Consider the following 26,614-nt stretch of genomic DNA (forward strand, 5'->3'; position numbering starts at 1 on the left):
GCGACGTCACGTGCAAACTACCGATTGGCTTCCGCTGCGTCCATTTGCGCATGACGCGTGCGATGACTTTTCGCCAATGCGAAAATTTCGTGTCACGGGAACATGCGTGTCGCTCTTTGCTCGTGGTGTGCCACGGAAGCGTGCTGAGTGCAGTGCTCACTCATCGCAACCTCAGGGCACACGGCGTCGATTTGGCGCCCGTGCTTTTACGGGTGCCTCATCTTGCGCCATAGCGACAAGCGGGGAGTTTTTGTGGTCCCACCATTTGCGCTTCGCTATAATCCACGAATCCTGATCGGTTAGCCCGCAATGCCTGACGGCTCCGCCACCGCCCATCACTACCGTCCCAAGCTCATTACCGTCCTGACGGAGGGCTACGGCTTCGACAGCTTCCGAAAGGACATGCTGGCGGCGCTCACGGTTGCGATCGTCGCGCTTCCGCTTTCGATGGCAATTGCCGTCGCCTCGGGCGTATCGCCCGAGCGGGGTTTATACGCCGCCGTCATCGGCGGCTTTTTAGTATCGGCGCTCGGCGGAAGCCGTTATCAGATCGGCGGTCCCGCCGGCGCGTTCATCGTCCTGGTTTCGGCCACTGTGACGCGCTTCGGACTCGAAGGACTGCTGCTGACCGTCTTTATCTCCGGTTTCATGCTGACGCTGATCGGCCTTTTGCGGCTCGGCGCGCTGATCCGCTACATTCCGCATGCGGTGACGGTCGGCTTCACCTGCGGCATCGCGGTCACGATCTTCGCCAGCCAGCTCAGGGATCTCGGCGGCCTGAAGCTGCCTGGTGCCGAGCCCGGCCCGCTCTTGCCCAAGCTCGCCGCGCTCGGTCAGTCGTTGCCAACGCTCAATCCGGCGGCACTCGCCATCGGCGTCGGTTCGGCAGTCCTGATCTTCCTGCTGCGGCGGCTGGCGCCGAACTGGCCGGGAATGTTGATCGCGGTCGTGCTGGCCGCCGTTGCCGCCTGGCTGTTTCAGCTTCCGGTGGAGACGATCGGCAGCCGTTTCGGTCAACTTCCAGACGGGCTGCCGGCACCGAATCTGCCGACGATCTCCTTCGCAACCGTTCTCGAAGTGTTGCCCGCGGCGCTTTCCTTCACGCTCCTTGGCGCCGTCGAGAGCCTGTTATCGGCGAAGGTCGCCGACGGCATGACCGGACGCAAGCATCGCTACAACATGGAGGTGGTGGCGCAAGGCATCGCTAACGTCGCCTCCGCCATTTTCGGCGGCATCAGCGTAACAGGCACGATCGCGCGCACCGCGACGAATATCCGGGCGGGCGCCCGCAGCCCGGTTTCCGGCATGGCGCATGCGCTGTTCGTGCTCGTATTCATGGTGGCCGGCGCGCGACTCGCGAGCTTCGTCCCGCTCTCGACGCTCGCCGGTGTGCTGGTCGTGGTGTGCTGGAACATGGCCGAGAAGGAGGAGTTTGCGCGTCTGATTCAGAGCTGGCGCCCGGCCTGCGTGCTGATCGCGACCTTCGGCCTGACACTGATCGAAGACCTAACCGTCGGCATCATCGCCGGATGCGCGCTGGCCGCAGCGTTTGCGATTTACGATCGCATCCGCGCTCGCGCCTAATCCTTCGCCACAGATTTGGTCGCGAACTGCGGAAACGTCGCGGCGGCGATCGGGCCATCAGTGCGCCAGAAAATGACAGCGCCAATGAAGAACGGACGTTTGCCGGAGATCTGCTGGTTCTCCGGCGTGTCGCGGCCTTCCGGCTGCATGCGTTCAGCTGAATTTGACGATCATCTTTCCAAGCGCCGAGCGCGACTGCATGGTCTTGAACGCCTCGCGGAAATTCTCGAACGGCACGATCTTGCCGACCACCGGCTGCAATTTCCCCGATGCCAGCCAGTCGAACAATTGCGCGATCAGCCGAGTGTGTGTCTCCGGCTCGCGCTTCTGGATTTGCGCGAGGTCGACGCCGAGCAGCGCGCCGCCCTTCAAGAGCGGCAGGTTGAAAGCCAGCGCCGGGATCGTGCCCGAGGCGAAACCGACCACGAGATGCCGCCCGCGCCAGGCGATCGAGCGAAACGCCTGCAGCGATACCTCGCCGCCAACGGGGTCGAAGATCACGTCCGGTCCATGCCCGCCGGTCAATTCCTTGAGCGTGTCGCGCCAGTTCGCCTGGGTGTAATCGATGGTCTGATCGGCGCCGAACCGCACGGCAAAGTCACGCTTTTCCGCCGTCGAGGCCGCGGCGATCACCCGCGCGCCCATCAGCTTGCCGATCTGGATCGCGGCAATGCCGACGCCGCCGGCCGCGCCGAGCACCAGCAATATCTCGCCTTCGCGTAGCGAGGCGCGGGCATCAAGCGCGTAAAGCCCGGTCAGATAGTTGGCCTGAAACGAGGCGCCGGCCTCGGAAGGAATCTGTGGCGGCAAGCTTTTGAGCGCCGCCGATGGCACCGAGATGTATTCGGCGAGCGCGCCGGAGCGGGCCATCCCGACCACCGGCATGCCCCGCTTGAATGCGGTGACATCGCCGGCAACGGCATCGACGATGCCGGCAAATTCGGTCCCCGGGATGAACGGCAGCGGATCCTTGGTCTGGTAGAGTCCTTGCACCTTCAACCCGTCGACGAAGCCGACGGCCGCGGCGTGGATCTTGACGCGGACGTCGCCGTTGGAAATGCCGGGCGTATCGATCTCCCTGATCGAGATGCCGTCGATCGAATCGTAGTTGTCGACAACGACCGCCTTCATGCAAATTCTCTCATGCGTTTTCTCGTTCTCCACCAAGGCCTTGCGTTGGCCTCTTGAGATGCTCTGAGATTCGGTCGAACACTATTCGGCCGCCTCGGCCTGCCGGTCGATCGCGAGCGCGCCTTCCTTGATCAATGGAATCAAATCGCGGCCGATCGCCATGGTGTCATGCGGATTTTCGAAGCCGCGCAGCAGGAAGGAATGAATGCCCAGCCGGTAATATTCCAGCACCGCGGCCGCGATCTGTTCGGGCGTTCCGACCAGGCATGACGTATTGCCGGGTGCGCCGGTGGCGCGGGCAATTCCCATCCAAAGCCGCTCGTCATGCACGTCGCCGCGCGCGGCATAGCCGAGCAGGCGCTCGGCGGAATGATTGGTTGGTTGCGGCGCGGCGCCGGTCTTGCGCTCGATATCGGCGAGCAGGGCGTTGGCCTTGTCCCATGCCGCGCCTTCGGTTGCCGCCATGATGGGACGCAGCGACATGTTGAAGCCGACGTTGCGCCCGAAGGCCGCAGCGCGGCGGCGGAAATCCTGTACGCGCTCCCGCGTCTCCTTCAGCGGCTCGCCGAAGATCGCGAACACGTCGCAATGCCTGGCGCCCATCTCCAGTGCGCCCTCGGACGAGCCGCCGAAGAACAGGGTGGGATAGGGCTGCTGATACGGCTTGATGTCGGAATAGCCGCCTTCGACGCGGTAGAACTCGCCCTTGTGATCGATCGGGGTATCGCTGGTCCAGAGTTTTTGCATCACCTCGAGATATTCGCCGGCGCGGCGATAGCGGTCGGTCTTGGGCAGAAAATCGCCTTCGCTGGCCTGGTCCGCGTCGCTGGTGCCGGCGATGATGTGCAGCGCCATCCGTCCCTGTGTGAGCTGGTCGAAGGTCGCGACCTGCCGCGCCGCCAGTGCCGGGGCAACCGAGCCCGGCCGGTGCGCGATCAGGAACTTGATCCGCTCAGTGTGGTCAGCCGCATAAAGCGCAATCGCAAAACCTTCGGCAGCCGAGGCATAATATCCAACAAGGACAGCATCATAGTTCCACTGCTCATGCAGCCGCGTGAAATCGATCACCCACTGTCGCGAAATCTGACCCTTGATCAGGTGAACCGCGACGCCCTCCTGCTGGGTGCCGATCATGCCAATGATTCTTGCGGGCATGGCATTTCCTTGAGTTTTTGGTTTGGACCGAATGAAACGCGCATCGCCGTGCGAATGCAAGCGCTTAGCGACTTGTGTTTAGGCGTCGCCTTCGCGTTCCGCGCTCGCCATTGCTTCGCCGCTTCTGCGGCGCGATAGGGCGGACGTGATGTTGCGCTCGGTCAGATCCATCAGGCGGTGCATCGCGCGCCGCGCGCCATCCGGATTGCGTGCCCAGATCTCGTCGAGGATGGCGCGGTGATAGGGCAGGCTCTTGCGCGGCGCGCCTGGGTTCAGGGTCGACAACTCGAATGACATGCGCAGTGCCGCCTCCACGGTGGCGCCGAACGCGACCAGAAAATCATTGCCCGTCGCAGTCAGGATGCCGCGATGAAAGCGCAGATCCGGCTCGGAATAGGCGCGGCTGTCCATGCCGGCGGCATCCATCTCGCGATAAGCGCGCTCGATGCGCGCAAGGTCGGCATCCGAGCCGCGCTCGGCGCAGATCGCACATGCTTCCGGCTCGACGATCCGGCGCACCTGCGTAAGTTGGCGGGCGAATTCCTCGCTAGGTCGTTCCGCCCAGGTCCATTCCAGTAGCTCGGCATCGAGCATGTTCCAGTTGATCCTTTCGCGCACGTGCGTGCCGGCCTTCTGGCGGGCAGCGATCAACCCCTTCGCCTTGAGAATGGAGAGCGACTCCCGGATCGAGGTGCGGCTGACGTCGAATTGCGAAGCGAGCTCGATCTCGCGTGGCAGGGTCCAGCCCTCCTGCCACACGCCGGTCACGATGAGTTTTGCGATCTCGCGCGCGACATGGGTGTTGGACTGGCGGGATTCGGCTTCCCTGGGCAAATCGATCACCTCAAGCGTTGGAATAATATTGTCTGCTTTATTAAGGAGCGATGTCAATTGACCGCCCAATTTCCGTGAATTCTGACGCAGCCTTCTTTTGACATGCGATTTTATGTCGGTCATATTATCGCAAAAACAGAAAGGGAGGCAGCCGTGACCAAAAACAATTCCAGCCGTCGATCCTCTGCCCTCAGCCGCCGGAAACTGCTGCAAGCCGGCGCCGCCACCCTCGGCGCAGCGGCGTTGCCGATGCCGGCCATCGCCCAGGCCAAGCCCTTTGCCGGCATCACGTTGCGCGGCGCGTCGTTCCAGCACCGCTTTTTCAACCTGCTGCAGAACTACATTCCGGAGTTCGAGGCGCAGACCGGCATGAAGGTCGATCTGCAGCTTTCGGCATTTCCTGTCTACAACCAGCAGGCCAATCTCGAACTGTCGTCGGGCGGTTCGGCGTTCGATTTCGTCAACGTCACCTTCATTCTCGCCGCGCGCTGGGTCGCGGCCGGGCTCCTCGCCAACCTCGATGAGTTCACGTCCGATCCGAACCTGACGGCGGCGGAATGGAATCCGAAGGACTTCGTCGAGGGCGCGCAGGTGCCATACCGCGACGCCAAGGGGGCGACTTACGGCTATTCCTGGGAAGGCGGCGCCATGGTGATGGGCCTGTCGCGCATGGACCTCATGGAGAAGAAGGGTCTGAAGATTCCGAAGACCTTTGCCGAATTGCAGCAGGTCTGCGCGGAGATCAACGGCATCGACAACGTCAACGGGATCGTCACCTTCCAGCTCCATCACTGGTGCCTGCCGCCCTATATCCAGGGCTTTGGCGGCAACATCTTCCGCAATCCGCCCACCGACATCATGCCGGCGCTGAACACGCCGCAGGCAGTTCAGGCCGTGGAGTTCTATGCAAACCTCTTGAAGAACTACGCGCCGAAGGGCGTGCTCACCTATACCGAGGATCAGGCGCGTCAGGCCTTGCTCACCGGCCGTTCCAATATCTTCATTCACTCCAGCGCGTGGATCACGCCGATCCTGATGTCCGGGGAAAGCAAGGTGAAGGATACCGCGCGCGTGGTGCGGATGCCGGCCGGTCCCGTCAATGATTTCCCGGCTGCCAACAGCCAGGGGCTCGGCATTCCCAAAAACGCCAAGAACAAGAAGGCCGCGTGGGAATTCATCAAATGGGCGGTCAGCCCGGAAATCTCGATGCGGCTCGTTAAGGAGCACGGCCATTCCTCGGTCTGCCGCAAATCGGTGATCGAGAGCGAGGAGTACCGCAAGCTGAACACAGTCAACGGCCAGGACCTCGGTGCACTCTATCTGGAGGTGCTGGGATTGCCGGCCAAGGGCCAGAACTACATGGCCTACCGCACCGTGAAGGAATTCCCTGTTGTCGGCGACGTCCTGAACAAGGCGTTCGAACAGGTGGCGACCGGGCAGCTTGGGGCGCAGGCGGCGATGAATGCAGCGCAGGAGCAGGCGATCGCCAATCTCCGCCGGGCCGGGACTGCGCTTTGAGCGAAAATGGACTGGTCGACGCCGCGCGGCGACGCTTCAACGCCCTCGCGCTGGCGCCGAGCCTTATCGTGCTGTTTATGATCGCAGGCCTGCCTGCGATCTATCTGGTCGTGACCAGCCTGACGCCGTTCCAGCTGGTCAATCCGGGATCATCGACCGATTTCTCGTCGCCCTTGCGCAATTATCGCCTGCTGCCTGATGACCCGCGTTTCGTCAATTCGCTGTGGGTGCAGGCCAAGCTGTCGTTCTGGGGTGTGTTGTTTCAGGTCCTGCTCGGCATGCTGTTGGCGCTATTGCTGCACACGCAGTCGCGCATCGTGGAATTCGCGCGCACCTTCTTCCTGATCCCGATGGTGCTGCCGCCGATCGTGGTCGCCGTGATCTGGAAGCTGATCTATACGCCCGACATCAGCCCGCTCTACTACGCGGCAAGTCTGCTCAACGTGGCCATGCCGTCACTCACCTCGAGTGTCGATTTTGCCCTGACCGCGATCATCGTCGCCGATACCTGGGAATGGCTTCCCTTCACCTTCCTGATGGTGTTGGCCGCGCTGCAGACCATTCCGGACGAATTCTCCGAAGCCGCTTTGGTCGACGGCGCTAGCCGGCTACAGATCTTTTATTACGTCACGCTGCCCTTCATCGCGCCGGTGCTGGTGATTTCGGGCATGTTCCGGTTGATCGACAGCGTCAAGGCATTCCCGCTGATCTTCCTTTTGACCGGCGGCGGGCCGGGCAGTGTCACCGAAGTGACGAACTATTATGCCTATCTGCTGGCGTTCGACTTCAACGAAATCGGTTATTCCAGTTCGGTCACCGTCGTGCTGCTGCTGCTCGTCGTTGCGGTCTCGTTCGGCGTCGTGTGGATGGGCCGCCGCCGGGAGGCCATGGCATGAGTGGAGGCAGTGGCCCGATCCGCCATTCGGCCAGTTGGGGCCGGCTCGCTGCGATCGGCGTGACGCTGATCGTGCTGCTGTCGCCGTTCCTCTGGCTCCTGCAGATGAGCTTCAAGTCGAACGATCTGATCCTGCAGTTTCCGCCGCCTCTGATCTTCACGCCGACGCTGCAGAACTATACCTCGCTCTGGCAGGGCGCATTCCCGGCGTCCTTCGTCAACAGTCTGATGAGCGCCTCGTTCTCCACCGCGCTCGCACTTGTTCTCGGCGTGCCCGCGGCCTATGCGCTGTCACGCTGGGCCGGACGGGGCAAGCATGCGCTCGGCTTCGCCATTCTGGTGACGCGAATGGCGCCGCCGATCGCGTTCACGATTCCGTTCTTCCTGTTCTATCGCTGGATCGGGCTGCTCGATACCGTCACCGGGCTGGTGCTGGTCTACACCAGCTTCAACCTGCCGCTGGTGATCTGGATGATGCAGCCGTTCTTCGACACGGTGCCATCATCGCTCGAAGAAGCGGCGCTGGTTGACGGCGCACCGATCCGGGTGATCTTCCTCGAGATCGTGCTGCCAATGGTCGCGCCCGGCATCGCTGCCACAGCGATCCTGTGCTTTCTCTATGCCTGGAACGACTTCTTCTTCGCGCTGATCCTGACGCGGACCAATGCGCGCACCGCCCCGGTCGCCGTGGTCAATTTCATGAACTACGAGGGCTGGGAGTGGGGCAAAATAGCCGCCGGCGGATCGCTGGTGATGGCGCCGGTCCTGATCTTTTCGCTCGCAGTGCGCCGCTATCTCGTGAGCGGGCTGACGGCGGGCGCGGTGAAAGGATAGAACCATGCGGCTTCCGACCGGTGCTTCACGTGTCGTCTTCATCTTCGCCCATCCCGCCGGGCATGTCGGTGCGCCCCGCCATTACACGCCATATTTCCAGGGCAATGGACTCGACTGGCACATGGTGCCGCTCGATGTCGCGCCGGAAAATCTCTCCGAGACGATCCGTACGCTGGCAAAATCGCCGAGCGTCGCCGGCTTCAACCTGACCATGCCGCACAAGCCGGCGGCGTTCGAACTATGCGATGCGGTCGGACCTGCCGCTGAATTTGAAGGCGTGGTCAACACGATCCGGATCGAGGCCGGTGGCCGGCTGGTCGGCGAATCCTTCGACGGCGGCGGTTTCCTGAATGCCGCGCGCGAGGCACGAATTTTCGATCCCAATCGGCGCTGCGTCGTGATCGGTGCGGGTGGAGCGGGCCGTGCGATCTGTCACGCGCTCGCCGCCGCTGGCCTGAAGCGTCTGCGGATACTGAACGAAGCGCCGGGTCCGGTCGAAATGCTGGCCGCAAAACTCCGCAGCCGCTTTGCCGATCTCGACATCAGTCTGGACGAAAAATTCGACGACGCGGGTCTTGTGGTCAACGCCACCTCGCTCGGCCTGCACGAGACGGATGCCTTGCCGACGAACCCCGCGCGGCTGCTGGCGCGGCGAATCCTGAGCGCGGCAAGCCAGAGTTCCCCGGTCAGCGAATCGACTTCCGCGTTGCGCGTCACGAATTGCTGCGCTGCATGAGTTGCGGGACCAATGCACGGAGCAATGCGTTAGCGGCCGAAGGTGATGCTACGCAGCGGGGAATCCGGCATGGAAGATCTCCTTTCAAAGTTGGAACAAATGTTTGCCTGGCTGCCGCAGTGGCTGATCGGTCTCGGCCTTCTCGTCGGCGCCGTCGCCGTTGCGCTGTTTGTGCACGGTATTGCTGCCAGGATCATTAAGCGTGCGCTCGGGACGCGCTGGCCGGCGGTAACGTTGCTGCTGCAAAGGATCGCCGGCCCGGCGCGGCTGGCGCTGTCTCTCGTGGCCGTGGCGCTGGTGTTGCCGCTGGCGCCGCTGAACGACGTGCTGCGCGAGCAACTCCGCCACTTCTTCATCGTCGCCGTCATCGCGCTGATCGGCTGGATCACCGTCCGCGCTGTGGACATGGGCGCCGCGCGCTATCTGCAGCGCTTTCGCCTCGACACGGATGAAAATTTTCTCGCCCGCAAGCACGTCACGCAAGTGCGTGTTTTCAAGCGGGTGATCGATACGTTGATTATCATCATCGCGATCTCCACCGCCTTGATGACATTCGAATCCGTCAAGCAATACGGCGTCAGCCTGTTCGCCTCCGCCGGCGCCGCCGGTCTCATCGTCGGTCTTGCCGCGCGGCCGTTGCTCTCGAACTTGATTGCCGGTGTGCAGATCGCGATCACCCAGCCGATCCGGATCGAGGACGCCGTCATCATCGAGAACGAGTGGGGATGGATCGAGGACATCGCCTCGACCTATGTCGTGGTCCGGCTCTGGGACTGGCGCCGGATGGTGGTCCCGCTGTCCTACTTCATCGAACGTCCGTTCCAGAACTGGACCCGCGACACCCAGTCGCTGATCGGCGCCATCGCTTTCCATGTCGACTACTGCACTGACGTCTCGCGCATCCGGCAGCGGCTGGAGGAGGCCGTGCGCGAGTCCAAATTGTGGGATGGCGCGGTGGTCAATCTCCAGGTGATTGAAGCCCGTCCGGCGGCAATCGAGCTTCGGGCGCTGGTCAGCGCACGATCGGCGCCGCAATCCTGGGATCTCCGCTGCGAGATCAGGGAGAAGCTGCTTGCCTTCATTCGCCAGGAGATGCCCGAGGCGTTCCCGCGTGAGCGCGCCCTGATATCGCCGCCGCTCGCCGATTTCGAAGGCACTTTTGATCATCGCGATGCGCCGTCGCGGCCAATGCCAGCGCGGGCTCATAGTTGAGGTCGGGAAGAGGGGCTCCCGGCCAAAAGCCATCGCTAGACGATGCCGTGCTGCCTTAGAAGCGCCTGCTCATCACCTGATATCCAGCCGAAGACCTTTGCCTCGCCATCGAGCTTCTGGACCAGGTAGTGAACATCGAAATCGATAGTTGTGTCCTTTTGATCCTTGCGAGCATAAGTCGCGGTCCAAGAGACATGGGCCACGCAGTGATGCTCATCGATAGGTGAGAGACGAATATGACGAATCCGCATCCCCTTGGTCCCGATCGCGCGATAGTGCGCGTACCCCTGTGCCATGACCTGCTTTAGCTGATCGTCGTTCTTCCCGGTCATAACCCCGGCAGGCGAGGCCGCGATGAAATCCGAGGCATACAGCGACGCGACCTCGTCCATATCCGAGTTCCCGTCGAGAGAGCGTTCGAAGAAGCTCTCGTATCGCTCGAATAGCTTCCTTACAGCGGTCTTCATGCGTCGTTCTCCCGGGGTGAAATCTGACGTCTCCTACAACGCCGTTTTCAGGCAGTTCGCTCCATGCCGTATCAACTCAAGTCCGACGGGAGCGGAATCGGCCTTGCTTCCGTTGGTTCGCCCTGTAATGGATACGGGCTGAACCACGCCCTTTAGATAAATCTAGAAGAAGAGATCGATGAGCCAACTGATTGTCCGTGCCGGTGAATTCACGTTCGAGGCCCGTTTCGAGGAGCAACTGGCGCCGAAGACGGTCGCTGCCTTCCGCAAGGCGATGCCGTTCGAGAGCCAGGCGATCCACGTGCGCTGGAGCGGCGAGGGTGTCTGGATGCCGCTTGGGGATCTCGATTTCGGCGTCTCCTACGAGAACCACACCAGCTATCCGGCGCCTGGGCAGATCATTCTCTATCCCGGCGGCATCAGCGAGACCGAGATCCTTCTGGCCTATGGTGGTGTGCATTTCGCCAGCAAGATGGGCCAGCTCGCCGGCAATCACTTCATCACCCTGACCTCGGGGCTGGAGAACCTGACCACGTTCGGCAAAACCGTGCTCTGGAAGGGCGCACAGAAGATTCGCTTCGAGGAAGTGTGACATGGCTGCGCCCACCTATCCGCGCGATTTCCGCGGCTACGGGCGCAACCCGCCCGATCCGAAATGGCCCGGCAATGCGCGGGTTGCCGTGCAGTTCGTGGTGAATTTCGAGGAGGGCGGCGAGAACAATATTCTCGACGGCGACCGCGCCTCGGAGGCTTTCTTGTCCGACGTGCTGGGCGCCCAGCCCTGGCCCGGACAGCGCCACGCCAACATCGAATCGATGTTCGAATATGGTTCGCGCGCCGGCTTCTGGCGGCTGTGGCGGATGTTCACCGAGCGCAATCTGCCGGTCACCGTGTTCGGCGTTGCCAAGGCCTTGAAGCGAAATCCCGACGTGGTCGCTGCCATGAAGGAGGCCGGATGGGACATCGCCAGCCATGGCCTCAGGTGGATTGAGCACAAGGACATGTCGGAGAATGAGGAGCGGACCGAGATAGCAGAGGCGATCGGCGTCCATACTGAGGCAACTGGCGCGCGCCCGCTCGGCTGGTACACCGGGCGCTCCTCGATCAATACACTGCGGCTGCTGATGGAAGCCGGCGGTCTGCTTTATCTCTGCGATTCCTACGCCGACGACCTGCCATACTGGATCAAGTCGCGCGGCTCGAAGCCGCATCTGGTCATTCCCTATACGCTCGATGCCAATGACATGCGCTTCATCAACGCGCAGGGCTTTGGTGGCGGCGACGAATTCTTCACTTACCTCAAGGACAGCTTTGACGTTCTTTACAGGGAAGGCGAGACCGCGCCGAAGATGATGTCGGTCGGGCTGCATTGCCGCGTCGTCGGCCGTCCCGGCCGCGCAGCATCGCTGATGCGTTTCCTCGATTATATCGCACAGCACGAGCGCGTCTGGGTTCCGACGCGGCTAGAGATCGCCCAGCACTGGCACGCCAATCTCGCCCATCTCGCCGACGATGCCTTCGACATTGGATGAACAATGCTCGGCGATGAAATCGTAAGGCGGATCAACGAGCTCGGCGCCATTTCTGAGACAAGCGAGCATCTGGCGCGGATCTTCCTTTCGCCCGAACATCGCATCGCAGCCGACCTCATCATGTCCTGGATGAAGGATGCTGGCATGGCCGCGCATCTCGACGCCATCGGCAATGTCTGCGGCCGCTACGAAGGCGACCGCCCGGGGCTTCCGTGCCTGATGCTCGGCTCGCATTACGACACCGTGCGCGACGCCGGAAAGTGGGACGGTCCTCTCGGAATAATCACGGCGATTGCCTGCGTCGCCGATCTGAACCGCCGCGGCGCGCGGCTGCCCTTTGCGATCGAGATCGTCGGTTTTGCGGACGAGGAGGGCGTCCGCTTCGCCTCCACGCTGCTCGGCAGCCGCGCGATCGCCGGCACGTTCGACAATGCCGTTCTCGACGCCCGCGATGCGAACGGCCTCACCATGCGCGAGGCGATGGTGCAATTCGGTCTCGACCCCGGCGGCATCGCCGCGGCGGCGCGGAAGCGGAGCGAGCTGCACGCTTACGTCGAGCTGCACATCGAGCAAGGGCCGGTGTTGGAACAGCAAAACCTGCCGGTCGGCGTGGTAACGGCGATATCCGGTGCGACGCGGCTGGCGGCGCATCTCTCCGGCATGGCCGGCCACGCCGGAACAGTGCCGATGGCGCTGCGGCGCGATGCGCTGGCGGGCGCCGCCGAATGCATCGTCGCGGTAGAGCAGTTCTGCAAGGCCGATGGCGCCGGCCTCGTCGGCACCGTCGGTGTCGTCAATGCACTGCCTGGCGCGGCCAACGTGATCCCCGGTCGCGTCTCGTTTACGCTCGACATCCGCGCGCCTGATGATCAGCACCGCAAGCAGGCCGTCGCCGAGATCGTGCAGCGGATCGTGGCAATTGCGAAGCGGCGTGACTTGTTGCTGCAGATCGACGTCACCCACGAGAACCGCACCGTGCCATGCGCGCTATGGCTGAAAGCGCAGGTCGCGGAAGCGGTTGCGGGCGAAGGTTACGGCGTGTTCGAACTGCCGAGCGGGGCAGGGCATGACGGCATGGCGATGATCGATATCGCCGATATCGCCATGCTGTTCGTGCGCTGCCGCGGCGGCATCAGCCATAACCCGGCCGAGCATGTCGAACCCGCCGATGCCGATGCCGGCGCGCGTGTGCTGCTAGGATTCATCGAGAATTTTAGGCCGCCGGCAGCGGCAACGGCCTGATCGTCACCGGTCGATGTTCGCCCCGCGAGCCAGCGCAGCCGCCGTCTCGAGTCCAACGTGGCGCACCAGCGGATCGGCGTGGCGGTGAACCAGCCACCATTGCCCGCCTTGCTTGCGATAGACTTGCGTCACACGAAGTGACCAATCCTGGTTCGGCAACCCGCCGACTTCGCCGTGTTGGCGCTCAATCATCGCAAGAACGACCAGATCGTCCGACGCGTAGGATTGGACGAGTTCGAGCTTGGCGTCGCCGTTCTTAAAGTTGCTGGCAAGCCGCGCCAGAAGACGTTCGGGACTGGCATCGAACCCTCGGCTGGTCTCGCCGCCAAACGGCTGCATCAGCGTAAAGTCTTCTGCGATGCGAACCAGACCGGACCATTTGTCCATGTCACCACGCATGAAAGCCGAAGCCTGGGCCTCGGTCTTCCTGACGAGATCGGCAAGTTCCTGCTCGGAACGCGCCGACCCTGGCTCCTGTGCGGCGCTGGCCGACAGCGGCATTGCGATTGCGGCCTTCAGCACCAAACTTCTCCAGCCATTCGATTTGAACATTTCACGCCCTTCTGTTCGGGTTGGACCGGCACGCGGCCGGCGGGTGGTACCCAAATCCCATTTCAATCATGCTGAATCCAGTGATATGATTTCAGCATTATGCTGAACCAAATTGACCTATCCCGGATCGACCTCAACCTGCTCGTATTGTTCGAGATCGTCTTTCAGGAGCGACATGTCGGCCGAGCGGCGGAACGGCTGCATCTTTCGCCGTCCGCTATCAGCCATGGTCTTGGCCGGCTGCGAACGCTGCTTGGCGATCCCCTGTTTCTGAAGACCCCGAAGGGCGTCGTGCCGACGGAGCGCGCCCTCCAGCTCGCGACATCAGTGGCCGAAATTCTCGCGCGTATCCGCGGAGTCGTTTCAACCGCCACACCGTTCGATCCGAGACATTCGAAGCGCCGCTTCGTCATTGGCGCGCCGGATGGCGTGTCGTCGGTCATCCTGCCTTCGCTGCTGCAGACGTTGCGGGAGGTAGCGCCGGGCGTCGATCTCGGCATCCGTCAAATATTGCCGGCGCAAGGCTTCACGGCTCCTCACCTCGCATGGAAGGAAGCACTGCAGGAGCTTGAAGATCGGACAATGGACATTGCGATCATCCCTTTCGATGATCTTGCTGCCCGTTTCCATAAGCAGAAGCTCTATGAGGAAGAGTTCGTTATTGCCGCGCGCAAAGGCCATTCATTCCAGCGCAACCCGACCCTCAAGCGCTATTGCGAGATGGAGCATCTCGTCGTTTCGCATACCGGCGATGTCTCAGGCTTCGTGGATGTCGAACTCGCCAAGAAAGGCCTTACGCGGCGCGTTGCCCTGACGGTGCCGAATTTCAATTTTGCACTCTCGATGCTGGCCGAAACCGAGATGGTCTCCGCGTTGCCGAGACGGTTCGTGGAGATCCATGGCGCCCGCTTCAATATCGTTGCCGTCAAGGCACCGCTGCCGCTGCCGCGTTTCTCGATCAATATCGTCCTTCCGAAGGTGGCGATGATGGATGCCGGCCTTGCCTGGCTGGTCCAGTTGTTAGGACAGACAGCCCGATGAAGAAGGCGGCGGGTTATGCGTGAGCCTGTCGTCGTGCCGCGCATTGCGCGGACCGGTCAGGCTCATCCTCCTTGCTTGCCAGCGCCGCGTCCATTTATTACAAATCGGTGACATCATAATTCACCTGACAGAAAGACAAATCGACAATGTCAGGAGTGGCACGCGCAGCCACGGAACCTCGTTAAATCCACGCATATGCACCGTCACATTTCATTTTCGCCACATCGCGAATACCGGTTCTATCAGGGTCCAATTGCCTCCTGTGTCGCCAATGGTATTCAGGCCGTCAATTTTCTCGGTGATCGCTTCCTGAGAAAGTATCGCTCGTCCGCCGGGATCGAGGAGCTGTACGCGCACTCGGTCAACAGCGCCTTTTCTCCGACCGAAGACTTTCTGGTCACCGGCGCGCCGCACGCATCCGCCTATTATCCCCGGAACCTTGCCTGGTTTTATCCCGACGTTCTCGATCCCGAGACCATCCTGGATTCCGAGGATGCCTTCCGCAGGGTTCGCTTGCTGGAAAAAAGCGTCCGCCTGATGCTCGAGGCCGTTCGCGCAAATGTCGTGACGACGACGATCGTTCCCGCAGGCCGCGATCGCTACATCGGCGTCAATTACTTCTCGCTGCCGTCAGATACGCTATTGGGCGTCCTCGCGGGTCTGGAACAGATCATCCGCGCGGACCAAAGGACATCTTCGTATCTGGCGATGGCGCAAGGCGCCCGTGCCGGGCGCTTATTGCTTGCGGAGTATCGCGACGATCTGAAGAACGCGATATCCCAACTCGCTGACACGTTGGAGCCATTCGACAACGACGGCCTCACGGCTTTGCTGTGTGACGTCAACGCGCCTCGCTCCGCGGCAACGGATACCCGCGCCGAGCGCAGGCGCTTTGTCACCAATGCATGCGTCTACGCGACGTTTGTGCGCGCCATCCGATTGGGGGTGATCGACCGGAGCGAGCTGGAAGGGCTGCTCGGGCGCTCGCTATCGCAGTACAAGAAGGAGCTGCTCGCCCTGTTCGGCAGGCATGGCTATGTCAGGCATGCGTTGGATTGCGGGGACGGACCGGCAGCGTCTTCCATCGCGCTCGATTTCGTCAATGTACACCGGGGATTTTGGGATTTGAGCGAGGCGAGCGAACGCGCGCTGTTCGCTGCCACGACGGATCTCATACTCGGCGAGCCGCGGTTTCGAATCCCAGGTACCTTTCACTTCCTGGTGTCCGCCGATAATCCGCAGAACAAGATGATCCACAAGATCGCAGCTCCGGCGTATCAGGGCCGTTCTTGCTGGCCGACCTTCAATGTCGAATTCGCCGATCGCATGCTGGAGTACGATGAGTTTTCCGGCACGGACAAGTACCGGTCGTGCGCCCGCGACATATTGAGGGATATTCGCACCGCGACCGAAACGCACGGCGGATATCAGGAGCTGCTATCGGAAAAGGGCCGCAAATACCGCACGTGGGCCTATCAGGGCGCCGTCGCGCACTCCTGGTTTCCCCGTTTCCTTTCGGTCTGGAGGCGAGCATACGGGACCCCGCTGCTGAGCTGGAATTCGCAACGTCTTGAGGCAGTCCCGGCGTAGCGAGGTGATGCCCCGGCGCCCGGACAGACGAGTTGTCGCCCACCTTGCGCGCGAGCATGCGCAATTGCGGTTTGCTTAGATAATAGGCAGGTGCCCGTCCGGAATGCGTTGGACGGAAAGCGCGCCGCCTCGGCATCCGCAATCAACGAATTGAAATAACGGTCGAATTCACTTTCGTCCTTCGCCTGCCGCCATTGTACACAATGGCATGCGCCTTGCTTGCCTCACTTCGAGAGTTCTCGTTCGGGGCGCGCAGGTCATGGCGAACTCAGCAAAGCTCGCAGCGGAGCCGGAGCCGATTGAACTCGACTGGGCGGCGACCGCGCTCCTCATCATCGACATGCAGCGCGATTTCATGGAGCCGGGCGGTTTCGGCGAGACGCTCGGCAATGATGTCAGCCAGCTTGCGCGCGCGGTGAAGCCGATATCAGCGGTGCTGGATGCGGCGCGTGCGGCCGGCATGCTGGTCATTCACACCCGCGAGGGTCATCTGCCCGATCTCTCTGATGCGCCGCCAGCCAAGGTCGAACGCGGCGCGCCGTCCTTGCGCATCGGCGATCCTGGGCCGATGGGGCGCATCCTCATTCGCGGCGAACTGGGCCACGACATCATTCCCGAGCTTTATCCGATCGACGGCGAGATCGTGATCGACAAGCCGGGCAAGGGCGCGTTCTACGCCACCGAGCTCGACGACGTGCTGCAAGACCATGGCATCGAGAACCTGCTGGTCTGCGGTGTCACCACCGAGGTTTGCGTCAACACCACCGTGCGGGAGGCCAACGACCGCGGCTATCGCTGCGTGGTGCTATCAGATGGCTGCGCCTCCTACTTTCCCGAATTCCACGAGATCGGCCTGAAGATGATCAAGGCCCAGGGCGGCATCTTCGGCTGGGTCTCCGATTCAGCCGCGGTGCTATCAGCACTTTCACCGGAGATTCCAACAGCGACAGCAGCGGGGGCACGATGAGCACAAGCGGGACGGGGACTGCGGGCACCTCAGAGTTCAAGCCGGCATTGTGGACGCCGGGCGATTGGAACGCGCTGTTCGGTTTCGGCACCAACATTCTCGTCAACATGCTGGTCCTGACCGGGCTGTTGCGCTTCGTGCTGAAGATGCCCGACTCACTCGTGTTCGGCCGCATTCTGCCGGCGCTCGGCCTGATGATGTGCCTTTCGACAATGTACTACGCGTATCTGGCCTACAGGTTGGCCCAGAAGACTGGCCGCAACGATGTCTGCGCGCTGCCGTCGGGCGTCAGCGTGCCGCACATGTTTATCGTCACCTTCGTGATCATGCTGCCGATCACGTTGAAGACCGGCGATCCCGTAAAGGGCTGGTCGGCTGGCCTCGTCTGGGTGCTCTTCCAGAGCTTTATCCTGATGATCGGCGGATTCATCGCGCCGTACATCCGGAAGATCACCCCGCGCGCGGCGCTGCTCGGCACGCTCGCCGGCGTCTCCGTCACCTTCATCTCGATGCGGCCGGCGCTCGAGATGTACATGACGCCGCAGATCGGGCTCATATGCTTCGCCATCATCCTGGTGAGCTGGTTTGGCGGCGTGAAGTATCCGAGGGGAATTCCGGCAGGCCTCGTCGCCATCGCGGCTGGCATGTTGATCGCGTGGGGCTCGAACCTGTTCGGGCTCGGCCTCGGAGGATTGAGCCTGAAAGGTGTGGGCGATGCCTTTGCGAATTTCGGCTTCTCGGTGCCGCTGCCGGCCTTCGGTCTTGTCTTCTCCGGCTTCGAATTCCTCGGCATCATCCTGGTGACCGCGATTCCATTCGGCATCTACGATCTCGTCGAAGCTATGGATAACGTCGAAAGCGCGGAGGCCGCCGGCGACGAATATCCGACCACGCGCGTGCTCACCGCCGATGGCGTCGTCAGCCTGATCGGCTGCCTGATGGGCAATCCTTTCATCAACGCGGTCTATATCGGCCATCCCGGCTGGAAGGCGATGGGCGGGCGGATCGGCTATTCGGCGGCGACCGGCCTGATGGTGGTGTTGCTGTCGTGGTTCGGCATCATCTCGGTCCTGCTGGCGCTGGTGCCGGTCGTGGCGATCTCGCCGATCCTGCTCTATATCGGCATGCTGATCGGCGCACAGGCGTTCCAGACCACGCCGGTCAAGCATGCGCCCGCGATCGTGCTGGCGCTGACGCCGCACCTTGCGGCGTGGGCCAAATTGCAGATCGACACCATGCTCGCCTCGACGATGACGGCTGCGCAGACGGTCGGCGGTCTCGCCGCCGGCAAGGTCGATGCCGTGAAGACCGCAGCTATCGCCGCGCTGCCGCAGCAGGGCGTGCTCTATCACGGCCTGGAGGTGATGGGCGGCGGCTCGATCCTCGCCGGCCTCGTGTTAGGCGCGATCGGCGTGTTCGTGATCGAGCGCGATTTTCTGAAAGCCTCGGGCTTTGCATGTGCCGGTGCCGTCATGACCTATTTCGGCTTCATGCATGGTGAAGCTGTCGGTATCGGCGGCGGCCTCGGCGTGACGCCGGGCGTGGCGCTCGCTTATGCCGTGATGGCGGCGGGGCTGTTCGCGCTGGCGAAGACCAGCGGCAGCGTCGCTTACAGCTCGCATGCGGAAGTGCCGGTCGCTGCACCAGCGGAGTGATCGCTGGCGGCAAGCCCGCAATCGTTTGATCGCCTGTGAAATTGCGCCGCAGAAGCCGCTGCGGCGCGATTTCATTTGTGCGGCCCCCGGGATGACAAACTCCGTTGCAATCCCATCTAAATAGTGTACAGCAAGTACATTAAATGCATCGTTCGGAACTGGCCCATGATGCCCCGCGCCGACTATCAGATATTCGAAGCCGGAGACGTCGAGCTTCAGTCGGGCGCGGTCTTTCCCGCGATGCAGCTCGCCTACAAGACCTACGGCACGCTGAACGCGCGGAAAGACAATGTGATTGTCTACCCGACGTCCTTCAGTGCGCAGCACAGCGATATCGAATGGCTGATCCAGCACGGCGGCGCGCTGGACCCCGATCGCTATTTCATCATCGTTCCCAACCTCTTCGGCAACGGCTTGTCTTCATCGCCGTCCAATTCTGATCTCACGCCGTTTCCGGCCGTCAGCTATCACGATGCCGTCGCGGTCCAGCGCCGCCTTCTTGAGCAGCAGTTTGGAATATCGAGGGTCGCGCTGGTCTATGGCTGGTCGATGGGCGGCATGCAGGCCTACCACTGGGCGGCCTGTCATCCCGACATGGTGGAACGCGCGGCTGTCGTTTGCGGCAGCTCCAGATGTTCGCCCTATAACCACGTATTCCTCGAGGGTGTGAAGGCCGCGCTGACGGCGGACCCGGCCTGGCAGGATGGCCGTTTCGTTGCAAAGCCCGTGGCCGGCTTTCGGGCGATGGGACGCGTCTATGCGGGGTGGGCGATGTCGCACGCCTATTACCGGGACGAGATCTGGCGCGAGGCCGGCTTTACGAGCCTCGAAGATTACCTCGCACGATCATGGGACGTCGCCTTCGCGCGGCGTGACGCCAACGATCTGCTGGCGCAGATCGATATCTGGCAGCGTGGCGATATCAGCCAATGCCCCGAATTCGGCGGCGACATTGACCGCGCGCTCGCCGCGATCAGGGCGCGGGTGTTGTTGATGCCGGGGCAGACGGATCGCTACTTCGACATGCGCGACAACGAGACCGAGCTCGGCCGCCTCGTCAATGCAAGGTCAGCCGAACTCCATCCGATTCCTTCGATCCACGGACACCGCGCTGGAAACCCCATCAACAATCCCGCAGACCGCGACTTCATCAATGCCGAAATCTCGGCGCTGCTGCAGCGCTGAAATCATCCCGGAGGCGATAGCGACCATGAGCACAGCAGTTACCGCAACGGGAGAGAAGCCGCTCACACCGGCCGAGCTGCGCGCGCTGTCGGTGCGATCGAACCTGCCCGGCATCATTCGCGCGGCCAGCCACTACGGCGCAATCGCTGTCTTCGGTACGCTGATCTGGCTGGTCGCCTCGACCTATGGCCTGCTCTGGGCGATGCCGCTGATTGTCGTGCAGGGCTATTTCGTCGCCTTCCTGTTCATGGTCGTGCACGAGACCGCTCACAAGACAGCGTTTCGCAGCCGCGCGCTCAACCTCGTAGTCGGCCATCTGTCTTCATTCGCGATCGGGCTGCCTTACGAATATTACTGCCTGTTCCACTGGGACCACCACCGCTACACGCAGGATCCGGACAGGGATCCGGAACTGCTGGTTGGCCCGATGCCCGCCTCGGATACAGAGCTCGCGATCGCCTATACGGGTCTTCGGCAGGTCGCCTTCCGGGTAGGGCTGATGCTTCGCCATGCCTTCACCGGCAACGCCTCCGCACCCTGGATTCCCGAAGGCAAGCGCCACATCGTCGTGAAGGAGGCGCGCCTCTATGTCGCCGGTTATGCGGCGCTGCTGCTCGCCTCATTCGCGCTCCATACGACGCTTTTGCTCTGGATCTGGATCGTTCCCCTGATCGTCGGCCAGTTGTTCCTGCGGCCCTATCTCTATGCCGAGCACACCGGCTGTGATCGGACGCGCAGCGCTTTCCGGAACACCCGCACCACCTATACCGGCATGGTCATGAAGTGGTTTGCATGGAACATGCCCTACCATGTCGAGCACCACGCCTATCCCTCGATCCCGTTTCACGCATTGCCGAAGCTGAATCGGATTGTTGCCGACCAGATTGTTTATCGGGGGAAGGGCTACCGGGCCGTGACGCGCGAGACATGGATGTGGTTCCGCCGTGCGCGACGGGACGCAGCCCGTGGCGTCAGCGGCTCCTGATCATCAGCAGGGTCTCAACGAGATTGCGGGCCTGCGCCGGCGAGATCGGCTTGATTCCGAAGATGTAGCGGTAGAACAGGCTTCCATAGATCGCGTCGTACAGGTCCTCCGGCGTCCCGGCAGCGCCGACGCTGCCGTCCTGCTGGCCGGCGGCGATCAATTCGACCAGCGCGGTTCTTCGATACCTGAGATAGCGCTCGTAGAAGATCTCGGCAGACCCGGTGTTCGAGATGCACTCGGAGATCACGGCGAGCTGCACCTTGCCAAATTCACCCTGCAGCGCTTTTGCATAAGCCGCGGCGTGAGTTCGGAGGCGGTCTGCCGCTGTGCCTGATGTCGGCAGCGGCAGCATCAGCGAAGCATGGTTCAGGAACGCGTCGATCAGCAGCGCCTCTCGCGACGGCCACCATTTGTAGATGGTCATTTTCGAGACGTTGGAGTGCCGCGCAACCGCGTCGATGCTGGTGGCGGCAAGCCCCGTGGTCGCCATCAGCGTGTAGGCGCTTTGCAGAATGGCATTCGTTGTTTCAGCAGAGCGGGGGCGACCACGGCGCGTTGCCGCCGTATCGCCATCCGCTTCGATCCTGCCCCTCGCCATGTCCGGCTTCCCGATGCAGCAAGTCCGGTGCTGCAGGCTACGCCTTGACGAAGGCGAGCAACGTGCCGTTGCCCTCCGCCGGAGGCACGACAATGCCACCAGCGCTTTTCACACCGGCAGCACCGAGCGCTTTCTCCGCCGCTGCAACATCAGCCACGATCACGAGCCCCGCGCCGCCGCGCTCGGGCAGGCCCGCCAGCGACACGCCGGGATAGCGCTTGCCGAGCTGATCCTTGGTCAGGAATGCGAAGTCCGCGCGGTCGCCGCCTGAAGGCACCGCGACAGCGCCATCGGACTCGTTGCGAACCTCACGATCGATCAGCTTGGACATATGCGCCGCCTCCTTGGCCGGATCCGGCGCGACGATAAGCACTTGCTTCAGGCGTTTGGCGCCGTTGGCATGTCGCATCAGTTCGGGGATCCACACCGTCTCGCGCGTCTTGTGCTGGCAGGCAAAGATGCGCACGCCGCCGGGCGCTTCCACTGTCGGCCATTGAAAGGTCCGGAATCGCGCCGCAGCTTCCGTGCCATCAGGCAGCGTGACCGGCCGCTCGAAATCCGTCGGGCCAATAGGGACATAACCACGCGCGAGAATTTCTTCCGCGCCCTGCGCCGAGTTCACGGCGGTGAAAGCAATACGCTCGATGCCTTCACCGTGCTTTTCGAGAAACGCCCGCGCTGGCTCATTATGTTCGGTCGGCCTGAGCACGCCGAGCAATTCCATGTAGTCGGGGTCGAACATAATGGTGTAGTTGCCCGATCCCATATGCGCGCTGTGGGTGCCGCGCGGCGACACAGTGAAGCCGAGCCGCTTGTAGTTTTCGGCTGATTTGTCGAGGTCCTTCACCATGATCACGGCGTGATCGATTCCGATGACGTTTTTGAGTGCCACTCTCTTGTTTCCCTAGAGCTGGTTAGGGCGCTAAACTAACCAGAACGGTCAGTTGGCCGCAAGAAAGGATACCGATGAATATGAGTGACGTCCGCTGGCCCAATTCGCTGTGGGCGGCCGTGACGCCTTCAGGGCCCGAAATGCCCGAACTGACCGGCACGCAGCAGGCGGACGTGATCGTGGTCGGCGGCGGTTTCACCGGACTTTCCACCGCGCTGCATCTGCGCGAGGCGGGGGTCGATGTCGCGATCGTCGAAGCCGCGGAGCCGGGCTGGGGCGCCTCGGGCCGCAACAACGGGCAGGTGATCCCGACGCTGTCGCGGCCCGATCCGGAGGATATCATTGCCAAGCACGGCGAGGCCGGAGAACGCTTTGTCGCCATGCTGCGCGACAGCGCTTCCTATCTGTTCGATGTGACGAGACGCTACAAGATCGACGCGGAGGGCGAACAGGCCGGCTGGGTGCAACCCGTGCATTCGCCCGGCCGCATCAAGATTGCGGAACGCCGCGTCCGGCAATGGTCGAAGTTTGGCGCGCCCGTCGAGTTGCTCTCGCGCGAGCAGACGCGCGACATGCTGGGATCGGACGCGTGGTTCGGCGGCTTCTGGAACAGGACCGGCGGCCACATCAATCCGCTGGCACTGGCGCGCGGCCTTGCGCGTACCGCGCTCGATCTCGGCGCGCGCATCTACGCGCGATCGCCGGCCGAAAGTTTCGAGCGGCGCAACGACCGCTGGGTGGTGAAAACCGCAAAGGGCGAGATTTCCGGCCGCGCCCTGGTGATGGCCACCAACGCCTATAGCGGCGAGTTTTCGAAATCGCTGGTGCCGCAAATTGCACGCGAGATAATGCCGGTATTGTCCTGGCAGATGGCGACGCAACCTCTGTCCGACAACGTCCGCAAGACCATCATCCCGGGACGGCAGGCGATGTCGGATACCCACGGCGAGCTTTACTTCGCGCGCTACGACGCGCGAAACCGTCTTGTCACCGGCGGCGCGGTGCTCGGCCCCGGCAACAAGGTCGGGCGCATCAAGGCGCGCGTCACCGAACGGCTGCAGCGGCTGTGGCCGCAGATCGGCGAAGTCTCGTTCGACTATGTCTGGAACGGCTACGTCGGCATGACGGCGGACTTCTTGCCGCGCATCCACAAGCTCGGGCCCAATGCGTTCGGCTGGACCGGCTGCAACGGCCGCGCCGTCGCGCTGACGATTCCGCTAGGTAATGAACTGGCAAAGGCCGTCCGCGGCGTGCCGGATAACGAACTGGCGCTGCCGTTCACCGAGCCGGTGCCCATCGTTGCCCACGGCATCCTGCGCAAGCTCGCACCGCTGATGCTGCTGGTCTATCGCCACCGAGATGCGAGGGAGATGGCGTGATCGTTCTTCTCCCTCTCGCCGTCCTTTACGGGGAGAGGGTCGGGGTGAGGGGCTCTCTCCGCGGATCCGGATCTACGTTTGAATGCGCGGAAGCAGCCCCTCACCCCAACCCTCTCCCCGCGAAGAGCGGGGAGAGGGAGAGGCGACACCATCGCCGGATCATAGCGCTACACCGCCTCCGTCGCGTGCTCCCGCGCAAATTCGCCGCCCGGGATCGAGTCGAGCAGCGCCTGCGTATAGGGATGCTGCGGATTGCCGAATACCTCCGCCGCGCGGCCGTGTTCCACCACCTCACCATCCTTCATGACAGCGACGAGGTCGCAGATTTGCGCGGCAACCCGCAGATCATGTGTGATGAAGACGATCGACAACCCCAGCCGCGCCCGTAATTCAGCCAGCAGCTTCAGCACCTGCGCCTGCACGGAGACATCGAGCGCGGATACCGGCTCGTCCGCTACCAGCACATCCGGCTTCAGCGCCAATGCGCGGGCGAGGCCGATGCGCTGGCGTTGGCCGCCGGAGAATTCGTGCGGATAGCGGTCGCCGGCTGAAGGGTCGAGCCCGACGAGAGCGAACAATTCCCTGGCATTGGCAATCGCTTCGGCCCGCGGCGTGCCGTGCACGATCGGGCCTTGCGCCACCAGTTCTGCCGCCTTGCGGCGCGGATTGAGCGAAGCGAACGGGTCCTGAAACACCATCTGGATGTGCTGCGTCTCGCGGCGAACTTTCTCGCGCGGCATTTTCGCCCAGTCGTTGCCGTCGAGCACGATCGATCCGGCATCCGGATCGATCAGCCGCACGATGCAGCGCGCCAGCGTCGATTTGCCGGAACCGGATTCGCCGACGATGCCTAGCGTCGCGCCGCGCGGCAGGTTGAGCGAGACATTCTTCACGGCCGGGGTCACCCGCGCGCCGCGCCCGAGAAAGCCGCCGGTGCGGTAAGTTTTCGAGACATCCGTGATCGTCAGGATGTTGTCGGCGGCAAGCGCCCGAGGTGGCGGCGCCTTCAGCGGCGGGACGGCGGCAATGAGCTGCTTGGTGTAGGCATGCTGCGGATGGTGCAGCACGTCTGATGCCGTGCCCTGTTCGACGATGACGCCGTGCTGCATCACCACGACGCGGTCGGCGATCTCGGCCACCACGCCGAAATCATGGGTGATGAACATCACCGCGGTCCTGTGGCGCTGCTGCAGGTCGCGGACCAGTTTCAGGATCTGCGCCTGCGTGGTGACATCGAGCGCGGTGGTCGGCTCGTCGGCGATCAGCAGCTTTGGATCGAGCGCCAGCGCCATGGCGATCATGGCGCGCTGGCGCTGGCCGCCGGACAATTCATGCGGATAGGCTTTCGCCGCTACCTTGGGATCGGGAATGCGGACATCCGCCAGCAGCGCCAGCACCCGCGCATTGATCTCGGCCTTGGGCAGGTCGGTATGGATCGAGAACATCTCGGCGATCTGGTCGCCGATGGTGCGCAGCGGATTGAGCGCCGTCATCGGCTCCTGGAAGATCATGGCAATGTCGTCGCCGCGCACCTCGCGCATCTCGGCGAGGGAGACCGCGCAGAGATCGCGGCCCTCGAACATCACCCTCCCGCCGTCGATCGTCACCTCGTTGGGCAACAAGCGCATGACGGCATTTGCCATCATCGACTTGCCGGAGCCGGATTCGCCGACCACGCACAGGATCTCGTTGGAGGCGATGTCGAGCGACACGCCCCTGAGGGCATGCGTTCGGTCGGCGCCGGCGGGCAGGCGGACGCTCAGGCGGTCGAGCGAGAGGATGGTCTCGTGCTCGCTCATCGGCCTTTCAGCCTCGGATTGAGCGCATCGTTGAGGCCCTGGCCGACCAGCGACACCGCAAGCACGGTGACGAGGATGGCAATCCCGGGAATCGCCGAGACGTACCACTGCACGCGGAGCACATCGCGCCCGAGGCCGATCAGATTGCCCCACGACGCCACGTTCGGATCGGACAGCCGGAGAAACGCGAGCGCGCTCTCGAGCAGGATTGCGACCGCCATTACCACGCTGGCATAGACGATGACCGGCGGTAGGGCATTGGGCAGGATCTCGCCGAAGATCAGCTGGCTGTTCTTCATGCCAAGCGTGCGGCCGGCCTGGACGAACTCGCGGTTACGCAAGGAGAGGAATTCCGCGCGGGTCAGCCGCGCCGGCGCCGGCCACGACACCACGCCGACCGCGATGGTGACAGTCGTCAGTGTCGAGCCGAATACGGCGACCAGCACCAGCAGCAGCACGAAGTTCGGCAGCGTCTGGAACGCTTCGGTGATCCGCATCAGCACATTGTCGACCCAGCCGCCGTAATAGCCGGCGAACGCGCCGACGAGGATGCCGATCAGGATCGCAATCGCGGTGGCAACCCCGCCGATCAATAGCGAGATCCGCGCGCCATAGAAAATCTGCGCGGCGATATCGCGGCCGGAATTGTCGGTGCCGAGCAGGAAGCGCGGGTTGGAGAACGGCCAGACCAGCGGCCGGCCGGCGAGCGCCAAGGGATCGCGCGGATAGAGCCAGCCGGCCGAGACCGCCATAGCGATCACGATCAGCAGCAGGATCAGGCCGGCGACCGCGGCGGGGCTTCGGAAGTAGCGCTTGACCGCATCCATGACG

25 protein-coding genes and 1 pseudogene are annotated in these 26,614 nt (G+C 62.7%); 16 read left to right on the forward strand and 10 right to left on the reverse strand.

The window, feature by feature from the left end; all coding sequences use genetic code 11:
* Nucleotides 1-309 precede the first annotated feature (309 nt).
* Nucleotides 310-1,557: pseudogene (locus J6524_RS22035) on the forward strand (SulP family inorganic anion transporter); the annotation flags it as partial.
* Nucleotides 1,558-1,580: 23 nt separating this feature from the next.
* On the opposite strand, the gene J6524_RS22040 reads toward J6524_RS22035, so the two are convergent.
* From J6524_RS22040 to J6524_RS22055, 4 genes are all read right to left on the reverse strand, one after another.
* Entirely contained in the window at nucleotides 1,581-1,733 is a 153-nt protein-coding gene (locus tag J6524_RS22040; RefSeq protein ID WP_225674329.1) for a hypothetical protein, read from the reverse strand.
* A 4-nt stretch (nucleotides 1,734-1,737) separates the two neighbouring features.
* Nucleotides 1,738-2,715: an NADPH:quinone oxidoreductase family protein gene (locus J6524_RS22045; protein WP_225674331.1), complete on the reverse strand. Its 978-nt coding sequence runs from the start codon at nucleotides 2,713-2,715 to the stop codon at nucleotides 1,738-1,740.
* A gap of 81 nt (nucleotides 2,716-2,796) precedes the next feature.
* Entirely contained in the window at nucleotides 2,797-3,870 is a 1,074-nt protein-coding gene (locus J6524_RS22050; RefSeq protein WP_225674333.1) for an LLM class flavin-dependent oxidoreductase, read from the reverse strand.
* A gap of 78 nt (nucleotides 3,871-3,948) precedes the next feature.
* Nucleotides 3,949-4,704, reverse strand: coding sequence for a FadR/GntR family transcriptional regulator (locus J6524_RS22055; RefSeq protein WP_225674334.1), 756 nt, complete (start codon nucleotides 4,702-4,704; stop codon nucleotides 3,949-3,951).
* Between the two features lie 153 nt (nucleotides 4,705-4,857).
* Between J6524_RS22055 and J6524_RS22060 the strand changes: the two genes are divergently transcribed.
* From J6524_RS22060 to J6524_RS22080, 5 genes are all read left to right on the forward strand, one after another.
* Nucleotides 4,858-6,222, forward strand: a complete 1,365-nt coding sequence (locus J6524_RS22060) for an ABC transporter substrate-binding protein (protein WP_225674335.1) — start codon at nucleotides 4,858-4,860, stop codon at nucleotides 6,220-6,222.
* Nucleotides 6,219-7,118, forward strand: coding sequence for a carbohydrate ABC transporter permease (locus J6524_RS22065; protein WP_225674337.1), 900 nt, complete (start codon nucleotides 6,219-6,221; stop codon nucleotides 7,116-7,118). The genes J6524_RS22060 and J6524_RS22065 overlap by 4 nt, the downstream gene beginning before the upstream one ends.
* Complete coding sequence (locus tag J6524_RS22070; RefSeq protein WP_225674339.1) at nucleotides 7,115-7,951, forward strand: carbohydrate ABC transporter permease; 837 nt, start codon at nucleotides 7,115-7,117, stop codon at nucleotides 7,949-7,951. The genes J6524_RS22065 and J6524_RS22070 overlap by 4 nt, the downstream gene beginning before the upstream one ends.
* Nucleotides 7,952-7,955: 4 nt before the next feature.
* A complete protein-coding gene (locus J6524_RS22075) occupies nucleotides 7,956-8,687 on the forward strand; it encodes a shikimate dehydrogenase family protein (RefSeq protein ID WP_225674341.1) in 732 nt (243 codons plus the stop codon).
* A gap of 69 nt (nucleotides 8,688-8,756) precedes the next feature.
* Complete coding sequence (locus tag J6524_RS22080; protein ID WP_225674343.1) at nucleotides 8,757-9,899, forward strand: mechanosensitive ion channel family protein; 1,143 nt, start codon at nucleotides 8,757-8,759, stop codon at nucleotides 9,897-9,899.
* Nucleotides 9,900-9,934: 35 nt separating this feature from the next.
* Here the strand turns inward: J6524_RS22080 and J6524_RS22085 are convergent, their stop codons facing one another.
* Nucleotides 9,935-10,366 carry a DUF6841 family protein gene (locus J6524_RS22085; protein WP_225674345.1) on the reverse strand — a complete coding sequence of 144 codons (432 nt, stop codon included), beginning with the start codon at nucleotides 10,364-10,366 and terminating at the stop codon, nucleotides 9,935-9,937.
* Nucleotides 10,367-10,544: 178 nt separating this feature from the next.
* Here J6524_RS22085 and J6524_RS22090 point away from each other — a divergent pair, with 178 nt between their 5' ends.
* The 3 genes from J6524_RS22090 to J6524_RS22100 are packed head-to-tail and all read left to right on the forward strand — an operon-like array spanning nucleotide 10,545 to nucleotide 13,140.
* Nucleotides 10,545-10,958, forward strand: a complete 414-nt coding sequence (locus J6524_RS22090) for a DUF3830 family protein (RefSeq protein WP_225674347.1) — start codon at nucleotides 10,545-10,547, stop codon at nucleotides 10,956-10,958.
* Nucleotide 10,959: 1 nt separating this feature from the next.
* Complete coding sequence (gene puuE, locus J6524_RS22095) at nucleotides 10,960-11,898, forward strand: allantoinase PuuE (RefSeq protein WP_225674349.1); 939 nt, start codon at nucleotides 10,960-10,962, stop codon at nucleotides 11,896-11,898.
* 3 nt (nucleotides 11,899-11,901) lie between these two features.
* Nucleotides 11,902-13,140 (forward strand): allantoate amidohydrolase, encoded by a 1,239-nt coding sequence (locus J6524_RS22100; RefSeq protein ID WP_225674351.1) that lies wholly within the window; start codon nucleotides 11,902-11,904, stop codon nucleotides 13,138-13,140.
* Between the two features lie 3 nt (nucleotides 13,141-13,143).
* Here the strand turns inward: J6524_RS22100 and J6524_RS22105 are convergent, their stop codons facing one another.
* On the reverse strand, nucleotides 13,144-13,662 hold the full coding sequence (locus J6524_RS22105; protein ID WP_225674353.1) for a YybH family protein: 519 nt from the start codon (nucleotides 13,660-13,662) through the stop codon (nucleotides 13,144-13,146).
* Between the two features lie 129 nt (nucleotides 13,663-13,791).
* On the opposite strand from J6524_RS22105, the gene J6524_RS22110 reads away from it, so the two are divergent.
* The 6 genes from J6524_RS22110 to J6524_RS22135 all read left to right on the forward strand — a co-directional run bounded on the left by J6524_RS22110 (nucleotide 13,792) and on the right by J6524_RS22135 (nucleotide 21,115).
* A complete protein-coding gene (locus J6524_RS22110; protein ID WP_225674355.1) occupies nucleotides 13,792-14,733 on the forward strand; it encodes a LysR family transcriptional regulator in 942 nt (313 codons plus the stop codon).
* Between the two features lie 195 nt (nucleotides 14,734-14,928).
* Nucleotides 14,929-16,323, forward strand: coding sequence for a hypothetical protein (locus tag J6524_RS22115; protein WP_225674358.1), 1,395 nt, complete (start codon nucleotides 14,929-14,931; stop codon nucleotides 16,321-16,323).
* A gap of 259 nt (nucleotides 16,324-16,582) precedes the next feature.
* The gene (locus J6524_RS22120; RefSeq protein ID WP_225674360.1) at nucleotides 16,583-17,290 is read left to right on the forward strand and encodes a cysteine hydrolase family protein; all 708 of its coding nucleotides are present in this window, start codon (nucleotides 16,583-16,585) and stop codon (nucleotides 17,288-17,290) included.
* Nucleotides 17,287-18,945: a regulator gene (locus J6524_RS22125; protein WP_225674362.1), complete on the forward strand. Its 1,659-nt coding sequence runs from the start codon at nucleotides 17,287-17,289 to the stop codon at nucleotides 18,943-18,945. Before J6524_RS22120 ends, J6524_RS22125 begins: the two co-directional genes overlap by 4 nt.
* Nucleotides 18,946-19,110: 165 nt before the next feature.
* Nucleotides 19,111-20,130, forward strand: a complete 1,020-nt coding sequence (locus J6524_RS22130; RefSeq protein ID WP_225674363.1) for an alpha/beta fold hydrolase — start codon at nucleotides 19,111-19,113, stop codon at nucleotides 20,128-20,130.
* A 25-nt stretch (nucleotides 20,131-20,155) separates the two neighbouring features.
* Nucleotides 20,156-21,115: a fatty acid desaturase gene (locus tag J6524_RS22135; protein WP_225674365.1), complete on the forward strand. Its 960-nt coding sequence runs from the start codon at nucleotides 20,156-20,158 to the stop codon at nucleotides 21,113-21,115.
* On the opposite strand, the gene J6524_RS22140 is transcribed toward J6524_RS22135, so the two are convergent.
* A complete protein-coding gene (locus J6524_RS22140; RefSeq protein WP_225674367.1) occupies nucleotides 21,102-21,713 on the reverse strand; it encodes a TetR/AcrR family transcriptional regulator in 612 nt (203 codons plus the stop codon). The genes J6524_RS22135 and J6524_RS22140 overlap by 14 nt on opposite strands.
* Nucleotides 21,714-21,750: 37 nt before the next feature.
* Nucleotides 21,751-22,605, reverse strand: a complete 855-nt coding sequence (locus J6524_RS22145) for a VOC family protein (RefSeq protein WP_225674368.1) — start codon at nucleotides 22,603-22,605, stop codon at nucleotides 21,751-21,753.
* Between the two features lie 74 nt (nucleotides 22,606-22,679).
* Between J6524_RS22145 and J6524_RS22150 the strand changes: the two genes are divergently transcribed.
* Entirely contained in the window at nucleotides 22,680-23,984 is a 1,305-nt protein-coding gene (locus J6524_RS22150; protein ID WP_225674370.1) for an NAD(P)/FAD-dependent oxidoreductase, read from the forward strand.
* A 167-nt stretch (nucleotides 23,985-24,151) separates the two neighbouring features.
* Here J6524_RS22150 and J6524_RS22155 read toward each other — a convergent pair whose 3' ends face one another.
* Nucleotides 24,152-25,783 (reverse strand): ABC transporter ATP-binding protein, encoded by a 1,632-nt coding sequence (locus J6524_RS22155; RefSeq protein WP_225674372.1) that lies wholly within the window; start codon nucleotides 25,781-25,783, stop codon nucleotides 24,152-24,154.
* Entirely contained in the window at nucleotides 25,780-26,610 is an 831-nt protein-coding gene (locus J6524_RS22160; protein WP_225674374.1) for an ABC transporter permease, read from the reverse strand. Before J6524_RS22160 ends, J6524_RS22155 begins: the two co-directional genes overlap by 4 nt.
* Nucleotides 26,611-26,614 lie beyond the last annotated feature (4 nt).

Origin of the sequence: Bradyrhizobium hereditatis (assembly GCF_020329435.1) — a bacterium.
GTDB lineage: Bacteria > Pseudomonadota > Alphaproteobacteria > Rhizobiales > Xanthobacteraceae > Bradyrhizobium > Bradyrhizobium hereditatis.